Consider the following 19,113-nt stretch of genomic DNA (forward strand, 5'->3'; position numbering starts at 1 on the left):
CAGAGGTGACATATGAGCAAAAAATCGATTCAAAAGGTGTATGCACTCACACCGATGCAGGAGGGAATGCTGTATCATGCGCTGCTTGATCCGCATTCTTCCTCCTACTTCACACAATTAGAGCTTAGGATTCACGGAAGCTTTCAGCTTGAGCTTTTTGAAAAAAGCGTCAACGAGCTGATCCGGACATATGACATCCTGCGTACGGTATTCGTGCACCAGCAGCTTCAAAAACCGCGCCAAGTCGTATTAGCAGAGCGGAAGACGAAGGTGCATTATGAAGATATCAGTCAATTAGATGAAGCACGCCAAACCGAATATATTGAACGCTATAAAGGCGATGTGCAGCAGCAGGGCTTTCATCTGGCGAAGGACATTCTCTTTAAAGCGGCGGTGTTCAGGCTCAGTGAGAAGGAGCTGTATCTCGTCTGGAGCAATCATCATATCGTCATGGACGGCTGGAGTATGGGCGTTTTGATGAAAAGCCTGTTTCAAAACTATGAAGCGCTTCGTGCCGGCCGGCCCGCCGGGGGAAGCCAGGGCAAACCTTACTCTGACTATATCAAATGGCTCGGAGGCCGGGATTATGAGGAGGCGGAACAATATTGGAGCAGCCGCCTGGCGGATTTCGAACAGCCGAGCCTGCTCCCGGGCCGTCTGGCATCAGAAAAGAAAGACTACTACCAAAATGAAGAATATTCTTTTGTCTGGGATGAAGAGCTGGTCGCGCAGATTCAGCAGACCGCCAACCGTCATCAAGTCACGGGGCCTAACCTGTTTCAGGCCGTTTGGGGTGCGGTGCTCAGCAAATACAACTATACAGACGATGTGGTGTTCGGCACCGTCGTATCAGGCCGTCCTTCAGAAATCAACGGCATTGAAACGATGGCGGGGCTGTTCATCAATACGATTCCCGTCAGAATCAAGATTGACAAAGATGCAGCCTTTTCTGACGTGATGGCGGCAGTTCAGAAAAACGCCGTGGAAGCCGAGCGCTATGATTATGTGCCGCTCTATGACATTCAAAAGCGCTCCGCTCTGGACGGCAGCCTCTTGAATCATTTGGTCGCGTTTGAAAACTATCCGCTGGACAAAGAGCTGGAAAACGGGGGCATGGAGGAAAGACTCGGCTTTTCCATTAAAGTTGAACATGCTTTTGAGCAGACGAGCTTTGATTTCAATCTCATCGTGTATCCGGGGAAAACGTGGACTGTCAAAATCAAATACAACGGAGCGGCTTTCGCTCATGATGCCATCGAACGAACGGCGCACCATCTGACCCGCATGATGAAAGCGGCGGTCGGAACGCCTGACGCGCCCGTGCGGGAACTCGGCCTTGTTTCAGGCGAAGAAGAGCGGCAGATTGTTGAGATATTCAATGATACGAAAACGGCGCTTCCGGAAGAGGAGGCCGTTCACCGCTTGTTTGAAGCACAGGCAAACCGGACGCCTGCAAGCATCGCGATAAAAGAAGAGGGACGCGAATGGACCTACCGTGAAGTGAACGAAGCGGCCAACCGCCTGGCGAGACACCTTGTGAAGAGCGGGCTGGAAAAAGGCCGGACCGCCGCTATTATGAACGACCGGTCTGCGGAAACCGTTATCGGCATGCTTGCCGTCCTAAAAGCAGGCGGCGCCTATGTGCCGATTGATCCGGCTTTTCCTGAGGATCGTCTCCGCTTTATGGCGGAAGACAGCTCGATTCGGCTTGTGCTGACAGTTCAGGACTATCAAGAACAAGCGGGCACATTGCAAGTCCCGATTGTCATGCTGGATGAAAGCGAGGATGAAACGGTAAGCGGAACAGACTTGAATCTTCCGGCCGGCGGCAACGACTTGGCGTATATCATGTATACATCCGGGTCGACCGGAAAACCGAAAGGCGTCATGATTGAACACAGAAATATCATCAGGCTCGTCAAACATTCGAATTACGTGCCGGTTCATGAAGAAGACCGGATGGCGCAAACGGGAGCCGTCAGCTTTGATGCCGGAACCTTCGAAGTCTTCGGCGCATTGCTGAACGGAGCGGCATTGCACCCGGTGAAAAAAGAGACGCTGCTTGACGCCGGGCAATTCGCCCAATTTCTGAAAGAGCAGCGGATCACGACCATGTGGCTGACGTCTCCGCTGTTTAATCAGCTTGCCCAAAAGGATGCGGGCATGTTTAACACGCTCCGGCACCTCATCATCGGCGGTGACGCGCTTGTGCCGCATATCGTCAGCAAAGTGAGGAAGGCATCACCGGAGCTGTCGCTTTGGAACGGCTACGGGCCGACGGAGAATACGACGTTTTCGACGAGTTTTCTCATTGATCAGGACTACGACGGCTCGATCCCGATCGGGAAGCCGATCGGAAATTCCACTGCGTACATTATGGACGAAAACCGCAACCTCCAGCCGATCGGCGCGCCCGGTGAGCTGTGCGTCGGCGGAAGCGGAGTGGCAAGAGGCTATGTGAATCTGCCTGAATTAACGGAGAAGCAGTTTGTCCGCGATCCGTTCAGACCGGATGAAATGATATACCGGACGGGGGACTTGGCGAAGTGGCTTCCGGACGGCACGATCGAGTTTCTCGGCAGAATTGACAACCAAGTAAAGGTCCGCGGTTTCAGAATCGAGCTCGGCGAAATTGAGGCGAAAATCAGCCAGGCGGAGAATGTGACGGAATCTGCGGCTGTGATCCGGAAAAATAAAGCGGATGAAAATGAAATCTGCGCTTACTTTACCGCAGACCAAGCCCTTTCGCCGGAAGACCTGCGCAAAACGCTTTCGGAATCACTTCCGGAATACATGATTCCCGCGCACTTCATCCAGATGAATCAGTTTCCGCTGACGGCGAACGGAAAAATTGATAAAAAAGCGCTGCCTGAGCCTCAGGCTGAAGCCGTTCAAAAAGAATACGAAGCGCCGAAAACGGAAGCGGAGCAGAAACTCGCGGACATTTGGGAAGGCATTCTCGGTGTAAAAGCGGGTGTGACTGACAATTTCTTCACGATTGGCGGACATTCTTTAAAAGCTATGATGATGACCGCTAAAATCCAGGAGCACTTTCAAAAAGAAGTGCCGATTAAAGTGTTATTTGAAAAGCCGACCATTCAGGAGCTTGCGCATTATTTGGAGCATGAGAGCGAGGAGGAACAGCAGTTTGAACCGATCCGACAAGCGCCTTATCAGAAGCATTATCCTGTTTCCTCAGCACAGCGCAGGATGTATATCCTTAATCAGCTCGGACAGGCCAGCACGAGCTACAACGTCCCTGCTGTACTTCTGCTGGAAGGATCAGTAGACAAAAAGCGTCTTGAAGAGGCCATGCAGGCATTAATCAACCGTCATGAGACACTGCGTACGTCGTTTGACATGGCAGATGGAAAAGTCGTGCAGACCATTCATAAAAATGTGTCGTTTGAGCTTGAAACCGCCGAGGGCCGGGAAGAAGATGCAGAAGAGCTGACAAAAGCCTTTATCAGGCCGTTTGCGCTCAATCATGCGCCGCTGGTCCGTTCGAAGCTGATCCGGCTTGAAGAAGACCGGCATCTTCTGCTGATTGACATGCACCACATTATTACGGACGGAAGCTCAATGGGCATTTTCATCGGTGATCTTGCGAAGCTTTATCAAGGCACGGAGCTTGATCTGCCAAAGATTCATTATAAGGATTTTTCAGTCTGGCAGCGTGAAAAAGCAAATCTCGATCAGCACGAAGCCTACTGGCTTGATACGTTCAAAGGCGATCTGCCGGTGCTGGATCTGCCGCTTGATTTCCCGCGTCCTGCCGAGCGCAGTTTTGAAGGAGAACGCGTCATCTTCGGGCTTGATAAACAGGTGACGGCGCAGATTAAGAAGCTGCTGGCTGATACGGATACGACGATGTACATGTTCTTGTTGGCCGCTTTTCAAGTGCTGCTGTCCAAATATTCGGGCCAGGAAGACATCATAGTCGGGTCTCCGGCGGCCGGAAGACAGCATCCTGATCTCCAAGACGTGCCGGGCATGTTTGTCAACACCGTGGCGCTTCGGTCGCATCCTGCCGGCAAAAAAACGTTCAAGCAATTTCTGAATGAAGTGAAAACGGCGAGCCTTCAAGCTTTTGAGCATCAAAGCTATCCGCTTGAAGAATTAATTGAAAAACTGCCGTTAACGAGGGACACAAGCCGGAGTCCGCTGTTCAGCGTGTTATTTAATATGCAGAACATGGAGATCCCGGCCCTGCGGCTCGGAGATTTGGAGATTTCTTCTTACTCCATGCATCATCATGTCGCTAAATTTGATCTTTCCTTAGAAGCGGCTGAGCGCGGAGAAGAGGTCGGATTGAGCTTTGATTACGCGAAAGCCTTATTTGCGGACGAAACCATCCGCCGCTGGAGCGCTCATTTTGTCAATCTGATTAAAGCCTGCGCCGAAAATCCGGATATTCAGCTGGCCGACGCAAGCCTGCTGTCCGCTCCTGAGCGGGAAGCGCTCCTTTCTGATGAAAAACGGACGGAAGCGGATCTGCCTGAGGGCACTTTTGTTTCACTGTTTGAACGGCAAGCGCAAAAAACGCCTGATCTCACGGCGGTTGCGGGCGGAACAAGTCTGACATATCGTGAGCTTGATGAACGCTCGAACCGGTTTGCCCGCCACCTTCAGGCTTGCGGAACGGGCAGTGAGGACATCGTGGCCATTATGATGGATCGTTCGGCCGACTTGATTACCGCGATTCTCGGCGTCATGAAAGCCGGAGCGGCATTTCTCCCGATTGATCCGGAGACTCCTGAAGAGAGAATCCGCTACTCTCTCGAAGACAGCGGAACGAAGCTTCTGGTCGTCAATGAGAGAAACATGACCGCGGCCGCCGTTTATAAAGGAAAAACGGTCGTAATGGAAGACGGAGAATGGCAGAACGAAAGCGCCGACCGGCTTGAAACGGAGCCCGGCGCCGACCGGCTTGCCTATATCATTTATACCTCGGGAACAACGGGCAAACCGAAAGGCGTCCAGCTGGAGCACCGCAATCTAATCAATTATGTCACATGGTTCAGCCGTGAAGCCGGTTTGACCGAAGCTGACAAATCCGTGCTGCTGTCTTCTTACGCATTTGATCTCGGCTATACGGCCATATTCCCGATTCTTCAGGCGGGCGGCGAGCTGCACATTGTGCCGAAAGAGACGTACACCGCGCCTGATCAGCTTGGTGAGTATATACAGAAAAACGGCATTACGTATATGAAACTGACGCCGTCATTGTTCCATATGATCGTCAACACAGCCCGTTTTACGTCAGAACGCCGTTTCAGCCCGCTTCGTTTAGTGGTGCTCGGCGGAGAAAAGATCATCACGTCCGATGTCCGCAAGTTTCATGACGTATACGCCCATACCGACTTCATCAATCACTACGGGCCGACGGAAACGACGATCGGCGCCATTGCGGAACGGATCAATATGGAGCGTCTTGATCAATATGAGCAGCGTCCCGTCATCGGCCGCCCGATCGCAAATACCGGCGCGCTTGTATTGGACGGAGCAATGCAGCTCGTTCCTCCGGGCGCAAGCGGCGAGCTTTATATTACCGGGAAGGGGCTTGCCAGAGGATATCTTCACCGTCCGCAGCTGACGGCGGAGAAATTTATCTCAAATCCTTTTTCACCGGACAGCCTGATGTACAAAACGGGAGATGTCGTCCGCAGGCTTCCTGACGGGACGATTGAATTTATCGGCCGTGCGGATGATCAGGTGAAAATCCGGGGCTACCGCATTGAATTAAAAGAGGTTGAAACCGTGCTGTTAAGCGTAAACGGCATTCAGGAGGCGGTCGTTCTCGCAGTCAGCGAAGGCGGGCTGCCGGAACTGTGCGCGTACTATAAAGCCGACAGCGGGCTGAAAGGCTCTGAGCTTCGCAAACGGCTTTCCGAAACACTGCCGTCTCATATGCTTCCGGCTTACTTCGTGCAGGTAGACCGCATTCCGCTCACAGCCAACGGAAAAACCGATAAAAACGCCCTCCCGAAACCGGGCGTCAGCCAAACGGCGCAAACAGCTTCAGCCTTGCCGGAAACGGAATTGGAGGAAAAGCTGTGCCGCATTTGGAAACAGACACTCGGTACGGATACGCTCGGCATCGACGATAATTTCTTCGATTACGGCGGGCACTCTTTAAAAGGCATGATGCTCCTCGCCAATATTCAGGCTGAACTGGACAAAACGGTTCCGTTAAAAGCGCTGTTCGAACAGCCGACTGTCCGCCTGCTTGCCGCATATATCGAAAAATCGGCGGTATCTGAGGGATATCGGATGATCACACCGGCAGACAGTGCAGACGCGTACCCGTTATCATCCGCCCAAAAACGGATGTACGTCCTGAACCAGCTTGACCGGGAGACAATCAGCTATAATATGCCGTCCGTTCTTCTGATGGAAGGAGAAGTCAATATTTCAAGGCTTCAGGAAGCGCTCAATCAGATGATCAATCGCCACGAATCTTTGCGGACGTCCTTTATCGATCAAAAAGGCCAGCCGATGCAGAAGATCGCAGAACAGGCTGACATTGACCTGCACATTTTTGAAGCAGCGGACGAGGAGAAAGCGGATCTTATCATTCAGGCATTCATTAAGCCGTTTGATCTGAGCGCGGCTCCGCTCATTCGGGCCGCTCTTGTCAGACTGAATGAAAAGAAACACCTGCTGCTGCTGGATATGCATCATATTATTGCCGACGGCGTGTCCAGAAGCATGCTGGTCAAAGAGCTCGCTCACCTTTACAAAGGCGGAAGTCTGCCGTCGCCGAACCTGCACTATAAAGACTTCGCCGTCTGGCAGAATGAACCCGGGCAGGCCGAACGGATGAAAGACCATGAGCGTTATTGGCTCTCCGCATTTTCCGGCGAGCTTCCTGAATTGAATCTGCCGACCGATTTTCCCCGTCCGCCGGTTCAAAGTTTTAAAGGACAATCCGTCCGTTTCAGAGCGGGGCGTGAAACGGAAAAAGCGGTGCGTGAATTAATGGAATCATCGGGAGCGACTCTTCATATGGTGCTTCACGCCGCGTTCCATGTCTTTTTGAGCAAAATCACGGGACAGCGCGATATCATTATCGGTTCGGTGACTGCCGGAAGAACGAGCGCCGAAGTTCAGGAAATGCCGGGGATGTTTGTCAATACGCTTGCGCTTCGCAATGAAACGCGAAAAGAGCAGACCTTCGCCGGGCTGCTCGAACGGGTGAAACAAACCAATCTCGACGCGCTGGCGCATCAGGATTATCCGTTTGAGGATCTGATCGGAAAGCTTGACCTGCCGAGAGATATGAGCCGCAACCCGTTGTTCCAGGTGATGGTGACGACAGAAGATCCGGATAAAGAAACACTGGAACTGGAGAACCTGCGCATCACTCCGTATGAGTCAAACCAAGGCACGGCGAAATTCGATCTGACACTCGGCGGTTTTACGGATCAAGAAGGTCTCGGCCTTCAGTTTGAATATGCGACTGATCTGTTTAAAAAAGAAACCATTGAAAAGTGGAGCGCCGGGTTCCTGCGGATTCTGAAGCAAGCGGCGGAAAGCCCGGACAGAAAGCTGCCTGAGATTTCACTGATCAGCGATGCTGAAAAACAAGCCCTCCTTGACGCATGGAAAGGAAAAACAATTTCTGTGCCGCGGGACAAAACGGTTCACCGTCTCTTTGAAGAAACGGCCGCCCGCCACGCGAACCGGCCGGCCGCGGCATATAACGGCGCGAAATGGACGTACGGTGAGCTGAACGCAAGGGCGAACCGGATCGCGCGCATTCTCATGGACTGCGGCGTCACGGCTGACGAACGTGTCGGCATTTTAACGAAACCGTCCTTGGAAATGGCCGCGGGCGTACTCGGCGTCTTAAAAGCGGGCGCGGCATTTGTGCCGATTGACCCGGATTATCCGAAAGAGCGGATCAGCTACATTCTGCAGGACAGCGGCGCCAAGCTGCTTCTCACACAGGAAGCGCTCGACGTGCCGGAAAGCTACAAAGGTGAAACGATCCTGCTTGACGGCGGACGCTCCATTCTGAGCCTGCCGCTTGATGAAAACGATGAAGCGAACCCGCAGACGGAAACAACGGCGGATCATCTCGCTTATATGATTTACACGTCAGGAACGACCGGACAGCCGAAGGGTGTCATGGTCGAACACCATGCGCTGGTGAACCTGTGCTTCTGGCACCACGACGCATTCGCCATGACGGCGGATGATAAAAGCGCCAAATACGCGGGCTTCGGTTTTGACGCCTCCATCTGGGAGATGTTCCCGACATGGACCATCGGCGCGGAGCTTCATGTCATTGACGAAGCGATCCGGCTGGATATCACCCGCTTAAATCACTATTTCGAGGAGCACGGCGTGACCATCACCTTCCTGCCGACGCAGCTGGCCGAACAATTTATGGAGCTGGAAAATACCTCTCTCCGCATGCTTCTCGTCGGCGGCGACAAGCTGAAGCGGGCGGTGAAACAGCCATACACGATCGTCAACAACTACGGCCCGACGGAAAACACCGTCGTCGCGACAAGCGGCGTCATCAATCCTGAGGAAGGATCGCTTTCGATCGGACGGGCGATTGCCAATACGAGAGCTTATATTCTCGGCGACGGAGATCAGGTACAGCAGGAAGGCATTGCCGGTGAATTGTGCGTGGCCGGCCGCGGTCTGGCACGCGGATACCTGAACCGTGAAGAAGAAACGGCTAAGAGGTTTACCGCAGATCCGTTCGTGCCCGGCGAGCGCATGTACCGGACCGGCGACCTCGTCAAATGGAACGCGCAGAGCGGCATCGAATACATCGGCCGTATCGACCAGCAGGTCAAAGTGCGGGGCTACCGGATCGAGCTTTCAGAAATCGAAGTCCGCCTCGCCCAGCTTGCGGACGTTCATGACGCAGCGGTGACGGCTGTGGAAGACAAAGCGGGCAATACCGCGCTTTGCGCCTATGTCGCGCCTCAGCAGAACGATATTGAAGCGCTCAAAGCCGCGCTGAAAGACACGCTGCCTGACTACATGGTGCCGGCGTTCTGGGTGGAGATGGACGAGCTTCCGGTCACCGCAAACGGAAAGATTGACAAAAAAGCCCTGCCGGAACCGGACATTGAAGCGGGAAGCGCCGCGTATAAAGCGCCGGAAACGGAAATGGAGACGCTGCTTTCCGACATTTGGCAGGAAGTGCTCGGTCTTGATCAGATCGGCGTAAGCGATAATTTCTTCACGCTCGGCGGCGACTCGATCAAAGGCATCCAAATGGCGAGCCGTCTGAACCAGCACGGCTACAAGCTGGAGATGAAAGATCTCTTCCAGCACCCGACCATCGAAGAGCTCGTCTCTTACGTGGAGCGGACGGAAGGCAAGCAGGCCGATCAGGGACCTGTCGAAGGCGAAGCGGAGTTAACGCCGATCCAGCGCTGGTTCTTTGAGAAAAACTTCATCGACAAACACCACTGGAACCAATCCGTCATGCTTCATGCGAAAGACGGCTTTGATCCGGACCTGGTGGAAAAAACCCTGCAAGCATTGATTGAACACCATGATGCGCTCCGCATGGTTTACCGTGAAGCAAGGGAAGGCATCATTCAGACATACCTCCCTGTCACAGAATGCAAGGCAAGCTTTGAAATCGTTGATCTGTACGGAACGGACGAGGATATGCTGAAAAGCCAGATTCAGCGGCTTGCCGATCATCTTCAGGGAAGTTTTGATCTGGAGAACGGCCCGCTGTTAAAAGCGGAGCAATACCGGACAGAACAAGGCGATCATCTGTTAATCGCGGTTCACCATCTCGTCGTGGACGGGGTTTCATGGAGAATTCTGCTTGAGGATTTCGCTTCAGGTTATAAACAGGCGCAGCAGCAAAACAGCATCGTTCTCCCGCAAAAAACCCACTCCTTTAAAGATTGGGCGGAGGCGCTGAACACGTTTGCGCAATCAGAAGAGCTGAAAAAGCAGGCGGATTATTGGGCGCAGGCAGATGCGGAAGAACTCCGGCCGCTGCCGAAAGACCATGATCCGGACAAACGGCTCGTCAAACATACGGCGGCCGTGAAATGTGAATTGACTGAGGAAGAAACGGCACAGCTGCTGACAGATGTTCATCATCCGTACGGAACGGAAATCAACGACATTCTGCTCAGCGCACTCGGCTTAACGATCGGTGAATGGACGGAAAACGGCAAAGTCGGCATCAACTTAGAAGGACACGGCCGGGAAGAAATCATACCGAACGTCAATATTTCACGGACGGTCGGCTGGTTTACGGCCCAATATCCGTTGATTCTGCAGATCAGCAAGGAAGACGGCGTCTCTTCCGTCATTAAAACGGTAAAAGAGACAGTGCGGCGCGTTCCTGATAAAGGTGTAGGATACGGGATTCTCCGGTATCTGTCATCCGATGAAACAGAAAAAGGCGTCACGCCTGAAATCAGTTTTAACTACTTGGGGCAGTTTGACAATGAAGTGAAAACGGAATGGTTTGAGCCGTCTCCATATGATATGGGACGTCAAGTCAGCGAAGAGTCAGAGGCGTTATACGCACTGAGCTTCAGCGGGATGGTTACAGGCGGCCGCTTCGTCATTTCCTGCTCATACAATCAGGAAGAATATGAAAGAAGCACCGTCGAAACACAGATGCAGCGGTTTAAAGACAATCTTTTAATGATCATCCGCCATTGCACGGCCAAAGAGGAGAAAGAATTTACGCCGAGCGATTTCAGCGCGCAGGATCTTGAGATGGATGAAATGGGAGACATCTTTGACATGCTTGAGGAGAATTTAACGTGACAAAAACAGTTAACAGAAGGGGGGAGCGGAGCAGATGAGCCAGTTCAAAAAAGATCAAGTTCAGGACATGTATTATTTGTCGCCGATGCAGGAGGGAATGCTGTTTCATACTCTCCTGAATCCCGGCCAAAGCTTTTACATCGAACAAATGACAATGAAAGTAAAAGGCAGCTTGAATATTAAATGCCTTGAAGAAAGCATGAATGTGATCATGGACCGGTACGACGTATTTCGTACCGTGTTCATTCACGAAAAAGTAAAAAGGCCGGTCCAAGTCGTATTGAAAAAACGGCAGTTTCAGATAGAAGAAATCGATCTGACACACTTAACGGGCAGCGAGCAAGCATCCAAAATTAATGAATACAAAGAACAGGATAAGATCAAGGGGTTTGATTTGACGCGGGATATTCCGATGCGGGCAGCCATATTCAAAAAATCGGAAGAAAGCTTTGAATGGGTGTGGAGCTACCACCACATCATTTTGGACGGCTGGTGCTTCGGCATCGTCGTGCAGGATCTGTTTAAGGTATACAATGCCCTGCGCGAACAAAAGCCGTACAGCCTGCCGCCGGTCAAACCGTATAAAGACTATATCAAGTGGCTTGAAAAGCAGGATAAACAAGCATCACTGCATTACTGGCGCGGGTACTTAGAAGATTTTGAAGGACAAACGACATTTGCGGAGCAAAGAAAGAAACAAAAGGACGGCTATGAGCCGAAAGAGCTGCTCTTCTCACTGCCGGAGGCGGAAACAAAAGCATTTACCGAGCTTGCAAAATCGCAGCATACCACTTTGAGTACAGCGCTGCAGGCGGTTTGGAGTGTATTAATCAGCCGCTACCAGCAGTCCGGCGATTTGATCTTCGGCACAGTCGTTTCCGGGCGTCCCGCAGAAATCAAAGGCGTTGAACATATGGTCGGGCTGTTTATCAATGCTGTCCCGAGGCGGGTGAAGCTGTCTGAGGATACCACATTTAACGGCTTGCTCAAGCAGCTGCAGGAGCAATCGCTGCAGTCTGAGCCTCATCAATATGTGCCGCTCTATGACATCCAAAGCCAGGCCGATCAGCCAAAGCTGATTGACCACATCATTGTGTTTGAAAATTATCCGCTTCAGGATGCAAAAAATGAAGAAAGCAGTGAAAATGGCTTTGATATGGAGGACGTCCATGTTTTTGAGAAATCGAATTATGATCTCAACCTGATGGCTTCTCCAGGTGATGAGATGCTGATTAAGCTTGCCTATAACGGGAATGTGTTTGATGAGGCGTTTATCCTGCGCTTAAAATCTCAGCTTCTTACAGCGATTCAGCAGCTCATCCAGAAGCCGGATCAGCCTGTCAATACGATCAGACTTGTTGATGAAAAGGAAAGAGAGCTTCTGCTTACCGGCTTAAACCCGCCGGCTCAGACTCATCAGGCGAAGCCTCTGACGGATTGGTTCAAGGAAGCGGTGAATGTAAATCCTGATGCACCGGCGCTTACGTATTCCGGCCAGACTCTTTCCTATCGCGAATTAGATGAGGAAGCGAACCGTCTTGCGCGCCGTTTGCAAAAGCAAGGTGCGGGTAAAGACACCGTTGTCGCGTTGTACACGAAGCGCTCGCTTGAACTGGTGATCGGCATTCTCGGCGTATTAAAAGCAGGAGCGGCTTATCTGCCGGTTGATCCGATGCTGCCGGAGGACCGAATCTCGTACATGCTGACTGACAGTGCGGCAGCCTGTCTGCTGACACATCAGGAGATGAAAGAAAAAGCGGCTCAGCTGCCGTATACAGGAACAACACTCATCATCGATGATCAAGCACGGTTTGAGGAACAGGCAAGCGATCCTGCAGCCGCAATTGATCCCGATGATCCGGCGTATATTATGTATACGTCCGGCACAACCGGAAAGCCGAAGGGCAATATCACCACTCATGCCAATATACAAGGATTGGTCAAGCATGTAGACTATATGGCATTTTCTGAACAAGATACGTTCTTATCTGTTTCGAATTACGCCTTTGACGCATTTACTTTTGATTTCTACGCATCAATACTGAATGCGGCACGGCTCATTATCGCAGATGAACATACACTGCTTGATACAGAACGGCTCACTGATCTGATCCGGCAGGAGAATGTCAATGTCATGTTTGCGACAACCGCACTTTTTAATCTTCTCACCGATGCGGGAGAGGAGTGGCTGAAGGGGCTCCGCTGTGTGTTATTCGGGGGTGAGCGCGCGTCTGTGCCTCACGTCAGAAAGGCGCTTGAGATCATGGGGCCTGGCAAGCTGATTAATTGCTACGGGCCGACTGAGGGAACGGTGTTTGCGACAGCTCACATCGTGCATGATATACCGGATTCCATTTCCTCATTGCCGATCGGAAAGCCGATCAGCAATGCAAGTATTTATATTCTTAACAGGCAAAACCAGCTTCAGCCGTTCGGAGCTGTCGGTGAACTGTGCATCAGCGGAATGGGTGTATCAAAAGGGTATCTGAACCGTCACGACCTGACGAAGCAAACGTTTATCCCAAATCCGTTCAAGCCGGGAGAAACGCTTTACCGAACAGGGGATTTAGCACGATGGCTGCCGGATGGAACGATTGAATACGCCGGGCGTATTGACGACCAGGTCAAAATACGCGGACACCGGATTGAACTTGAAGAAATCGAAAAGCAGCTGCAGGAATACCCGGGTGTGAAAGATGCGGTCGTTGTTGCAGACCGCCATGAGTCCGGAGATGCATCAATCAACGCCTATCTCGTGAACCGGACGCCGCTTTCAGCTGAAGACGTAAAGAGGCACTTGAAAAAACAGCTTCCTGCTTACATGGTGCCGCAAACCTTTACTTTCTTAGAGGAGCTTCCTTTAACGACAAACGGGAAGGTCAATAAACGGCAGCTGCCGAAACCGGATCAGGCTCAGGCGGCAAAAGAATGGATCGGGCCTCGAAACGCGACGGAAGAAACGATTGCACACATCTGGTCCGAGATTCTCGGCAGACAGCAGATCGGGATTCATGATGATTTCTTCGCGCTCGGAGGCCATTCCTTAAAAGCGATGACGGCAGCGTCACGCATTAAAAAAGAGCTCGGTACGGACATCCCGGTGCAGCTGTTATTCGAAGCGACGACAATCGCAGACATTGCCGGTTATCTGCTTCACGGTGAAGAAAAAGGAATGAAAGATCTCACCATCATGAATAAAAATCAGTCTGACACACTGTTTGCGTTCCCGCCGGTTCTCGGTTACGGGCTGATGTACCAGCCGCTGGCAAAACAGCTGTCCGGCTATAGAATCTGTGCGTTTGATTTTATCGAGGAAGACAACCGCGTCGAACGCTACACAGAGCTGATCAATCAGCTCCAGCCGGAAGGACCGGTCAAGCTGTTCGGATACTCGGCTGGCTGCACGCTCGCCTTTGAAACGGCCAAACGGCTTGAATCCGAAGGACGTAAAGTGGAGCGGCTGATCATGGTTGATTCTTATAAAAAACAAGGCGTCAGCGACTTGGAAGGCCGCACCGTAGAAAGCGATGTCCAGGCGCTGATGAAGGTAAACCGGGATAACGAAGCGCTGAATGACGAAGCCGTCAAGGAAGGTCTCGCCAAAAAAACAAACGCGTTTTATTCTTATTTCGTGCATACCGTCAGCACCGGCACGGTCAATGCGGATATAGATCTATTAACGTCAGAACCGGACTTTGCGATGCCGCCGTGGCTCGCTTCGTGGGAGGAAGCCACGACAGGTGAATACCGTGTGAAAAAAGGCTGCGGCACTCACGCAGAAATGCTTCAGGGAGAATGTCTCGAAAGGAATGCGGCATATTTGCTCGAATTCCTAAGGAAGGAACATCCGAAGCTGACAGCTTCACGATAGAAAAGGAGGAAGCCCGCTAATGGTCCAGCTCTTTAAATCGTTCGATACCACAGAAAAAACGCAGCTCATCTGTTTTCCGTTCGCAGGAGGCTATTCCGCATCATTCCGCCCGCTCCACACCTATCTTCAAGGTGAGTGTGAGATGCTCGCCGCGGAACCGCCGGGACACGGAACAAATCAAATGTCCGCCGTTGAAGATTTTGAACAGCTTGTCAGCTTGTACAAGCAGGAGTTGAATCTCCATCCTGACCGCCCGTTTGTCCTGTTCGGCCACAGTATGGGAGGCATGGTCGCTTTCAGGCTGGCTCAAAAGCTGGAGCGGGAGGGGATTTACCCGCAGGCCGTGATCATCTCAGCCATTCAGCCGCCGCATATTGAAAGGAAAAAAGTGTCTCATCTTGATGATGAAAAATTTCTCGCCCATATTATCGAGCTGGGCGGAATGCCGCAGGAGTTAGTGGAGAATAAGGAGGTCATGTCATTTTTCCTGCCTTCTTTCAGATCCGACTACCGCGCGCTTGAAAGCTTCCGTCCGTCTGATTCTCACATGATTCAATCACCCGTCCATATTTTTAACGGGCGGAAAGATAAAAAATGTATCAAAGATGCGGACGGATGGAAAAAATGGGCCGACAATCCCGTATTTCATGAGTTTTCGGACGGCCACATGTTCATATTAAGTGAAACTGAAAAAGTGGCGGAACGAATATATGAGATTATTAACAGGAGCACTGCAGGCCAATTGTTATAGGAGATGACAGACAGCATTCGCTGTCTGTTTTTTGTAACAAAATCTGCCCGTGAGTTTTCTCATTTATCAAAAATTTTATGTTATGATTTGATGGAATATAATTTTGAAGGGATTGTCGTACATGAATGATGCAGCAAAAGAGCTGAACAGAACATTATCTGAAGAAAACCCGCACGTGCTTCATATGCTTTCTGATTTGGGCAGAGAGTTGTTTTATCCGAAAGGGGTGCTGACACAATCGGCGGAAGCGAAAGCCAAGGCCGGAAAGTATAATGCCACGATCGGGATTGCCACCTCACAAGGCGAGTCCATGCACTTTTCCCATATTCAAGAGACATTGTCCGCCTATAACCCCGATGATATCTACGATTATGCTCCGCCGCAGGGAAAAGAGCCGCTCAGACAGGAATGGCTGAAAAAAATGCGTCTCGAAAATCCTTCATTAGCCGGCAAAGATATCAGCACGCCGATCGTGACAAACGCTTTAACACACGGGCTGAGCATTGCCGCCGACTTGTTCGTCAATGAAGGGGATGCGCTGCTTCTGCCTGATAAATATTGGGGAAATTACAATTTCATTTTCGGTGTCCGGCGCAAGGCATCCATTGAGACGTACCCGCTTTTTCATCAGGATGGGCGTTTTAATGCGGCGGGGCTGTCCGAGCTGCTGAAAAAGCAGGAAGAAAAGGCGATTGTCGTGCTGAATTTCCCGAATAATCCGACAGGCTATACGCCGGGAGAAGAGGAAGCGGCAGAAATCGTCAGCGTGATCCTGGAGGCGGCGGAGGCCGGCAAAGAGATTGTCATGCTCGTAGACGATGCGTATTACAATCTGTTTTACGATGAAACAGCCATTCAGGAATCCATCTTCAGCAAACTCGCCCAAGTGCACGACCGGGTGCTTTGCGTAAAAATAGACGGCGCGACGAAGGAAAATTACGCGTGGGGCTTCCGCGTCGGTTTTATTACGTACAGCACAAAAAGCGAAAAAGCGCTGCGCGTGCTCGAGGAAAAAACAAAAGGGATTATCAGGGGAACGATTTCAAGCGCCCCGCATCCGTCCCAAACGTTTATGCTGCGGGCGATGCAGTCACCGGAATATGAGAAAGAAAAATCGCTGAAATATAACATCATGAAAAAACGGGCTGACAAAGTGAAAGCCGTTCTTGCAGAAAACAAGCACTATGAAGACGTATGGACACCTTATCCGTTTAACTCGGGTTATTTCATGTGTGTCCGGCTGAAAGACATAAACGCCGGCGAATTGAGAGTGTCGCTGCTTGAAAAGAGAGGAATCGGGACGATATCCATTAATGAAACCGATTTGCGAATCGCATTTTCATGTGTTGAAGAAGAACACATCGCGGATCTGTTCGAAGAAATTTATCAAGAAGCAAAGCAGCTGCAGAAACAGGCGGAAATATCAAGCTGACAAAAAAGGAGGGGGAGACCCTCCTTTTTCTATGCTTACAGCAGCTCTTCATACGTTTTCATCGCAATCCCGTCACAAAAATCGGGATGCGCCGCACAAACGGCCAGCTTATATTCCTCGTCCGCATCATATGTGCGGATGAAACATGGTTCATGTCCGTCCGGGAGCTCAATGGACACATGGCCGTCGTCTTTGAGGCGGACGCTGAATGAATCAAGCGGCAGGGAAAGCCCTTTTCCGGCCTGCTTGATAAAGCTTTCTTTCATCGACCACAGGTGGTAAAAATAATCGGTCTGCTGATCGGGGTGTTTCGCTTGCAGATCACTGTATTCCGTCGGCGAAAAAAAACGTTTGGCGATATCAATCGTGCCGGGCTTCATTTTTTCAATATCAATGCCGATCGGTTTTGAATCAACGGCACACACGATCCAGCGCCCGGAGTGGGAAATATTAAAGTGCATGTCCGGAAGCGCGGGGATGTACGGCTTTCCGTATTCCTGGACGCTGAATGAAATCGCGGCCGGATCAAGTCCGTAAGCTTTCGCCGCAGCGGTGCGGATCAGCATGTCGCCGATCAAGGTGCGGTGAGCATCCTCCTTATGGTAAAAGCGCCGGCATTTTTCCCGCTTTTCAGCGGACACGGCCGTCATCATCCGATCCTCTTCCCCTGCAGAAAGCGGGCGGTCCATATATACTCCGTAAATCTTCATGTCCAGATCCTCCGTCTGAAAATATTGTCAAAACCATCCTATCATATCAAACGAAAGCTGTCCGAAAATAAAAAAACAAAACCGTTTCGGCTTTGTTTTTAATGCACGGACGTTGCCCGCCCGGAGATCGCGTATGTTAACAGTTTAGAGGACTGCGGCAAAGAAAAACGCAGAATCAGCCCCGTCAAAACAGCCGTAATAATGGTTCCGGCGCCGATCGGTCCGCCCATCACCCAGGCTGCGGCAAGAATCGTCAGCTCAATGCCGTTCCGCACCCATTGCACGTTCCAGCCCGTTTTTTCAGATATCAGCATCATCAGAGAGTCCCGGGGGCCCGCGCCGAGCCCAGCCGATACGTAAATACCGACGCCGCAGCCGATCAGCAGCAATCCGATAGAAAAAAACACGGCCGCTAAGGAAAAAGCGTGCACCTCAGGAAGCAGAAACGAGAAGAAATCAATAAACATTCCCATCAGCACCATGTTTAAGATAGCGCCGATTTTCGGGAGTGTCCTCGTGAACAGGCAGGTTAAAGCCACGATGACCGCGCCGACCAAGATGGACCATTGGCCGACAGATAGCCCGAAATGCTGAAAAAGCCCATAATGAAAGGCATCCCAAGGGCTGATGCCGAGAGCTTTTCCTTTAATGGTTAACGATACCCCGAAAGACAAAATCAACAGACCGGCAAAATAAAACGTCCAGCGCATCAAGAATTCCCGCTTCAAAGAGGTCCCTTCTTTCATAAAATTTCATTAATTTTCATTGTAGCATAACCGCCAAAAAAAAGAAGAAGCGAAATCAGTGTTTCGCTTCTTCTCCGGCTCCTACAAAGGATTCAGTATACGGTTTAAAAACCGCTGCGTGCGTTCTTCTTTCGGCGCGGAAAAAATCTGGGCCGGCGGTCCTTGTTCCACAATGACGCCGCCGTCAATGAAGATGACTTCATCAGCCACTTCCTGCGCGAATTTGATTTCATGGGTGACGACGACCATCGTCCAGCCTTCGTTCGCCAAATCCTTAATCACTTTGAGCACCTCGCCGACCAGCTCCGGATCAAGTGCTGACGTCGGTTCGTCAAACAGCATCAGCTCGGGCTGAATCGCAAGCGCGCGGGCGATGCCGACCCGCTGCTGCTGACCGCCGGAAAGCTGGAACGGATATAAATCCATTTTGTCTTTCAGTCCGACTTTTTCCAGAAGCTCTATCGCTTCTTTTCTGACTTGCTCCTTGTCGCGCTTTTGCACTTGAACGGGTCCTTCCATGACGTTTTCAAGCGCCGTGCGGTGAGGAAACAGATGATACGCCTGGAAGACCATGCCTGATTTGCGGCGGAGGCGGAGAATATCAGCCTGCTTCACTTTTTTAGAGAAATCTATTGAAAAATCGGAGAATGCCAGCTCGCCGCGATTGGGAATCTCAAGCGCGTTCAGACAGCGCAGAAGCGTCGTTTTTCCTGAACCGGACGGCCCCAGAATGGCGATGACTTTCCCTTTTTCTATCTCCATATCTATCTTTTTTAAAATTTCATTCTGTCCGAATGATTTATTTAATCCTTTGACGGAAAGCATAT

General features: G+C 51.2%; 7 protein-coding genes. 4 read left to right on the top strand and 3 right to left on the bottom strand.

Annotated features, from left to right (window positions below; translation table 11 throughout):
- Positions 1-12 precede the first annotated feature (12 nt).
- The 4 genes from srfAB (at position 13) to VP472_RS01830 (ending at position 16,830) form a co-directional block, all read left to right on the top strand.
- Complete coding sequence (gene srfAB, locus VP472_RS01815; protein ID WP_153986645.1) at positions 13-10,776, top strand: surfactin non-ribosomal peptide synthetase SrfAB; 10,764 nt, start codon at positions 13-15, stop codon at positions 10,774-10,776.
- Positions 10,777-10,810: 34 nt separating this feature from the next.
- Positions 10,811-14,647: a surfactin non-ribosomal peptide synthetase SrfAC gene (gene srfAC, locus VP472_RS01820; protein WP_146276094.1), complete on the top strand. Its 3,837-nt coding sequence runs from the start codon at positions 10,811-10,813 to the stop codon at positions 14,645-14,647.
- 19 nt (positions 14,648-14,666) lie between these two features.
- Entirely contained in the window at positions 14,667-15,398 is a 732-nt protein-coding gene (gene srfAD, locus VP472_RS01825) for a surfactin biosynthesis thioesterase SrfAD (RefSeq protein ID WP_003156383.1), read from the top strand.
- Between the two features lie 121 nt (positions 15,399-15,519).
- A complete protein-coding gene (locus VP472_RS01830; protein WP_146276096.1) occupies positions 15,520-16,830 on the top strand; it encodes an aminotransferase class I/II-fold pyridoxal phosphate-dependent enzyme in 1,311 nt (436 codons plus the stop codon).
- A gap of 35 nt (positions 16,831-16,865) precedes the next feature.
- On the opposite strand, the gene VP472_RS01835 is transcribed toward VP472_RS01830, so the two are convergent.
- The 3 genes from VP472_RS01835 to tcyC form a co-directional block, all read right to left on the bottom strand.
- Complete coding sequence (locus VP472_RS01835) at positions 16,866-17,540, bottom strand: 4'-phosphopantetheinyl transferase family protein (protein WP_146276099.1); 675 nt, start codon at positions 17,538-17,540, stop codon at positions 16,866-16,868.
- 98 nt (positions 17,541-17,638) lie between these two features.
- Positions 17,639-18,250, bottom strand: coding sequence for a YczE/YyaS/YitT family protein (locus tag VP472_RS01840; protein ID WP_439931280.1), 612 nt, complete (start codon positions 18,248-18,250; stop codon positions 17,639-17,641).
- A 117-nt stretch (positions 18,251-18,367) separates the two neighbouring features.
- Entirely contained in the window at positions 18,368-19,111 is a 744-nt protein-coding gene (tcyC, locus tag VP472_RS01845; RefSeq protein ID WP_003156376.1) for a cystine ABC transporter ATP-binding protein TcyC, read from the bottom strand.
- Positions 19,112-19,113 lie beyond the last annotated feature (2 nt).

The sequence above is a fragment of the Bacillus sp. MT(2024) genome (assembly GCF_036362845.1).
Classification (GTDB): Bacteria; Bacillota; Bacilli; order Bacillales; family Bacillaceae; genus Bacillus; species Bacillus velezensis.

Excerpts from the sequence above, each read along its gene's own strand:
- srfAB (WP_153986645.1), top strand. The coding sequence starts at position 13 with ATGAGCAAAAAATCGATTCAAAAGGTGTATGCACTCACACCGATGCAG.
- srfAC (WP_146276094.1), top strand. The coding sequence starts at position 10,811 with ATGAGCCAGTTCAAAAAAGATCAAGTTCAGGACATGTATTATTTGTCG.
- srfAD (WP_003156383.1), top strand. The coding sequence starts at position 14,667 with ATGGTCCAGCTCTTTAAATCGTTCGATACCACAGAAAAAACGCAGCTC.
- VP472_RS01830 (WP_146276096.1), top strand. The coding sequence starts at position 15,520 with ATGAATGATGCAGCAAAAGAGCTGAACAGAACATTATCTGAAGAAAAC.
- VP472_RS01835 (WP_146276099.1), bottom strand. The coding sequence starts at position 17,540 with ATGAAGATTTACGGAGTATATATGGACCGCCCGCTTTCTGCAGGGGAA.
- VP472_RS01840 (WP_439931280.1), bottom strand. The coding sequence starts at position 18,250 with ATGCGCTGGACGTTTTATTTTGCCGGTCTGTTGATTTTGTCTTTCGGG.
- tcyC (WP_003156376.1), bottom strand. The coding sequence starts at position 19,111 with ATGCTTTCCGTCAAAGGATTAAATAAATCATTCGGACAGAATGAAATT.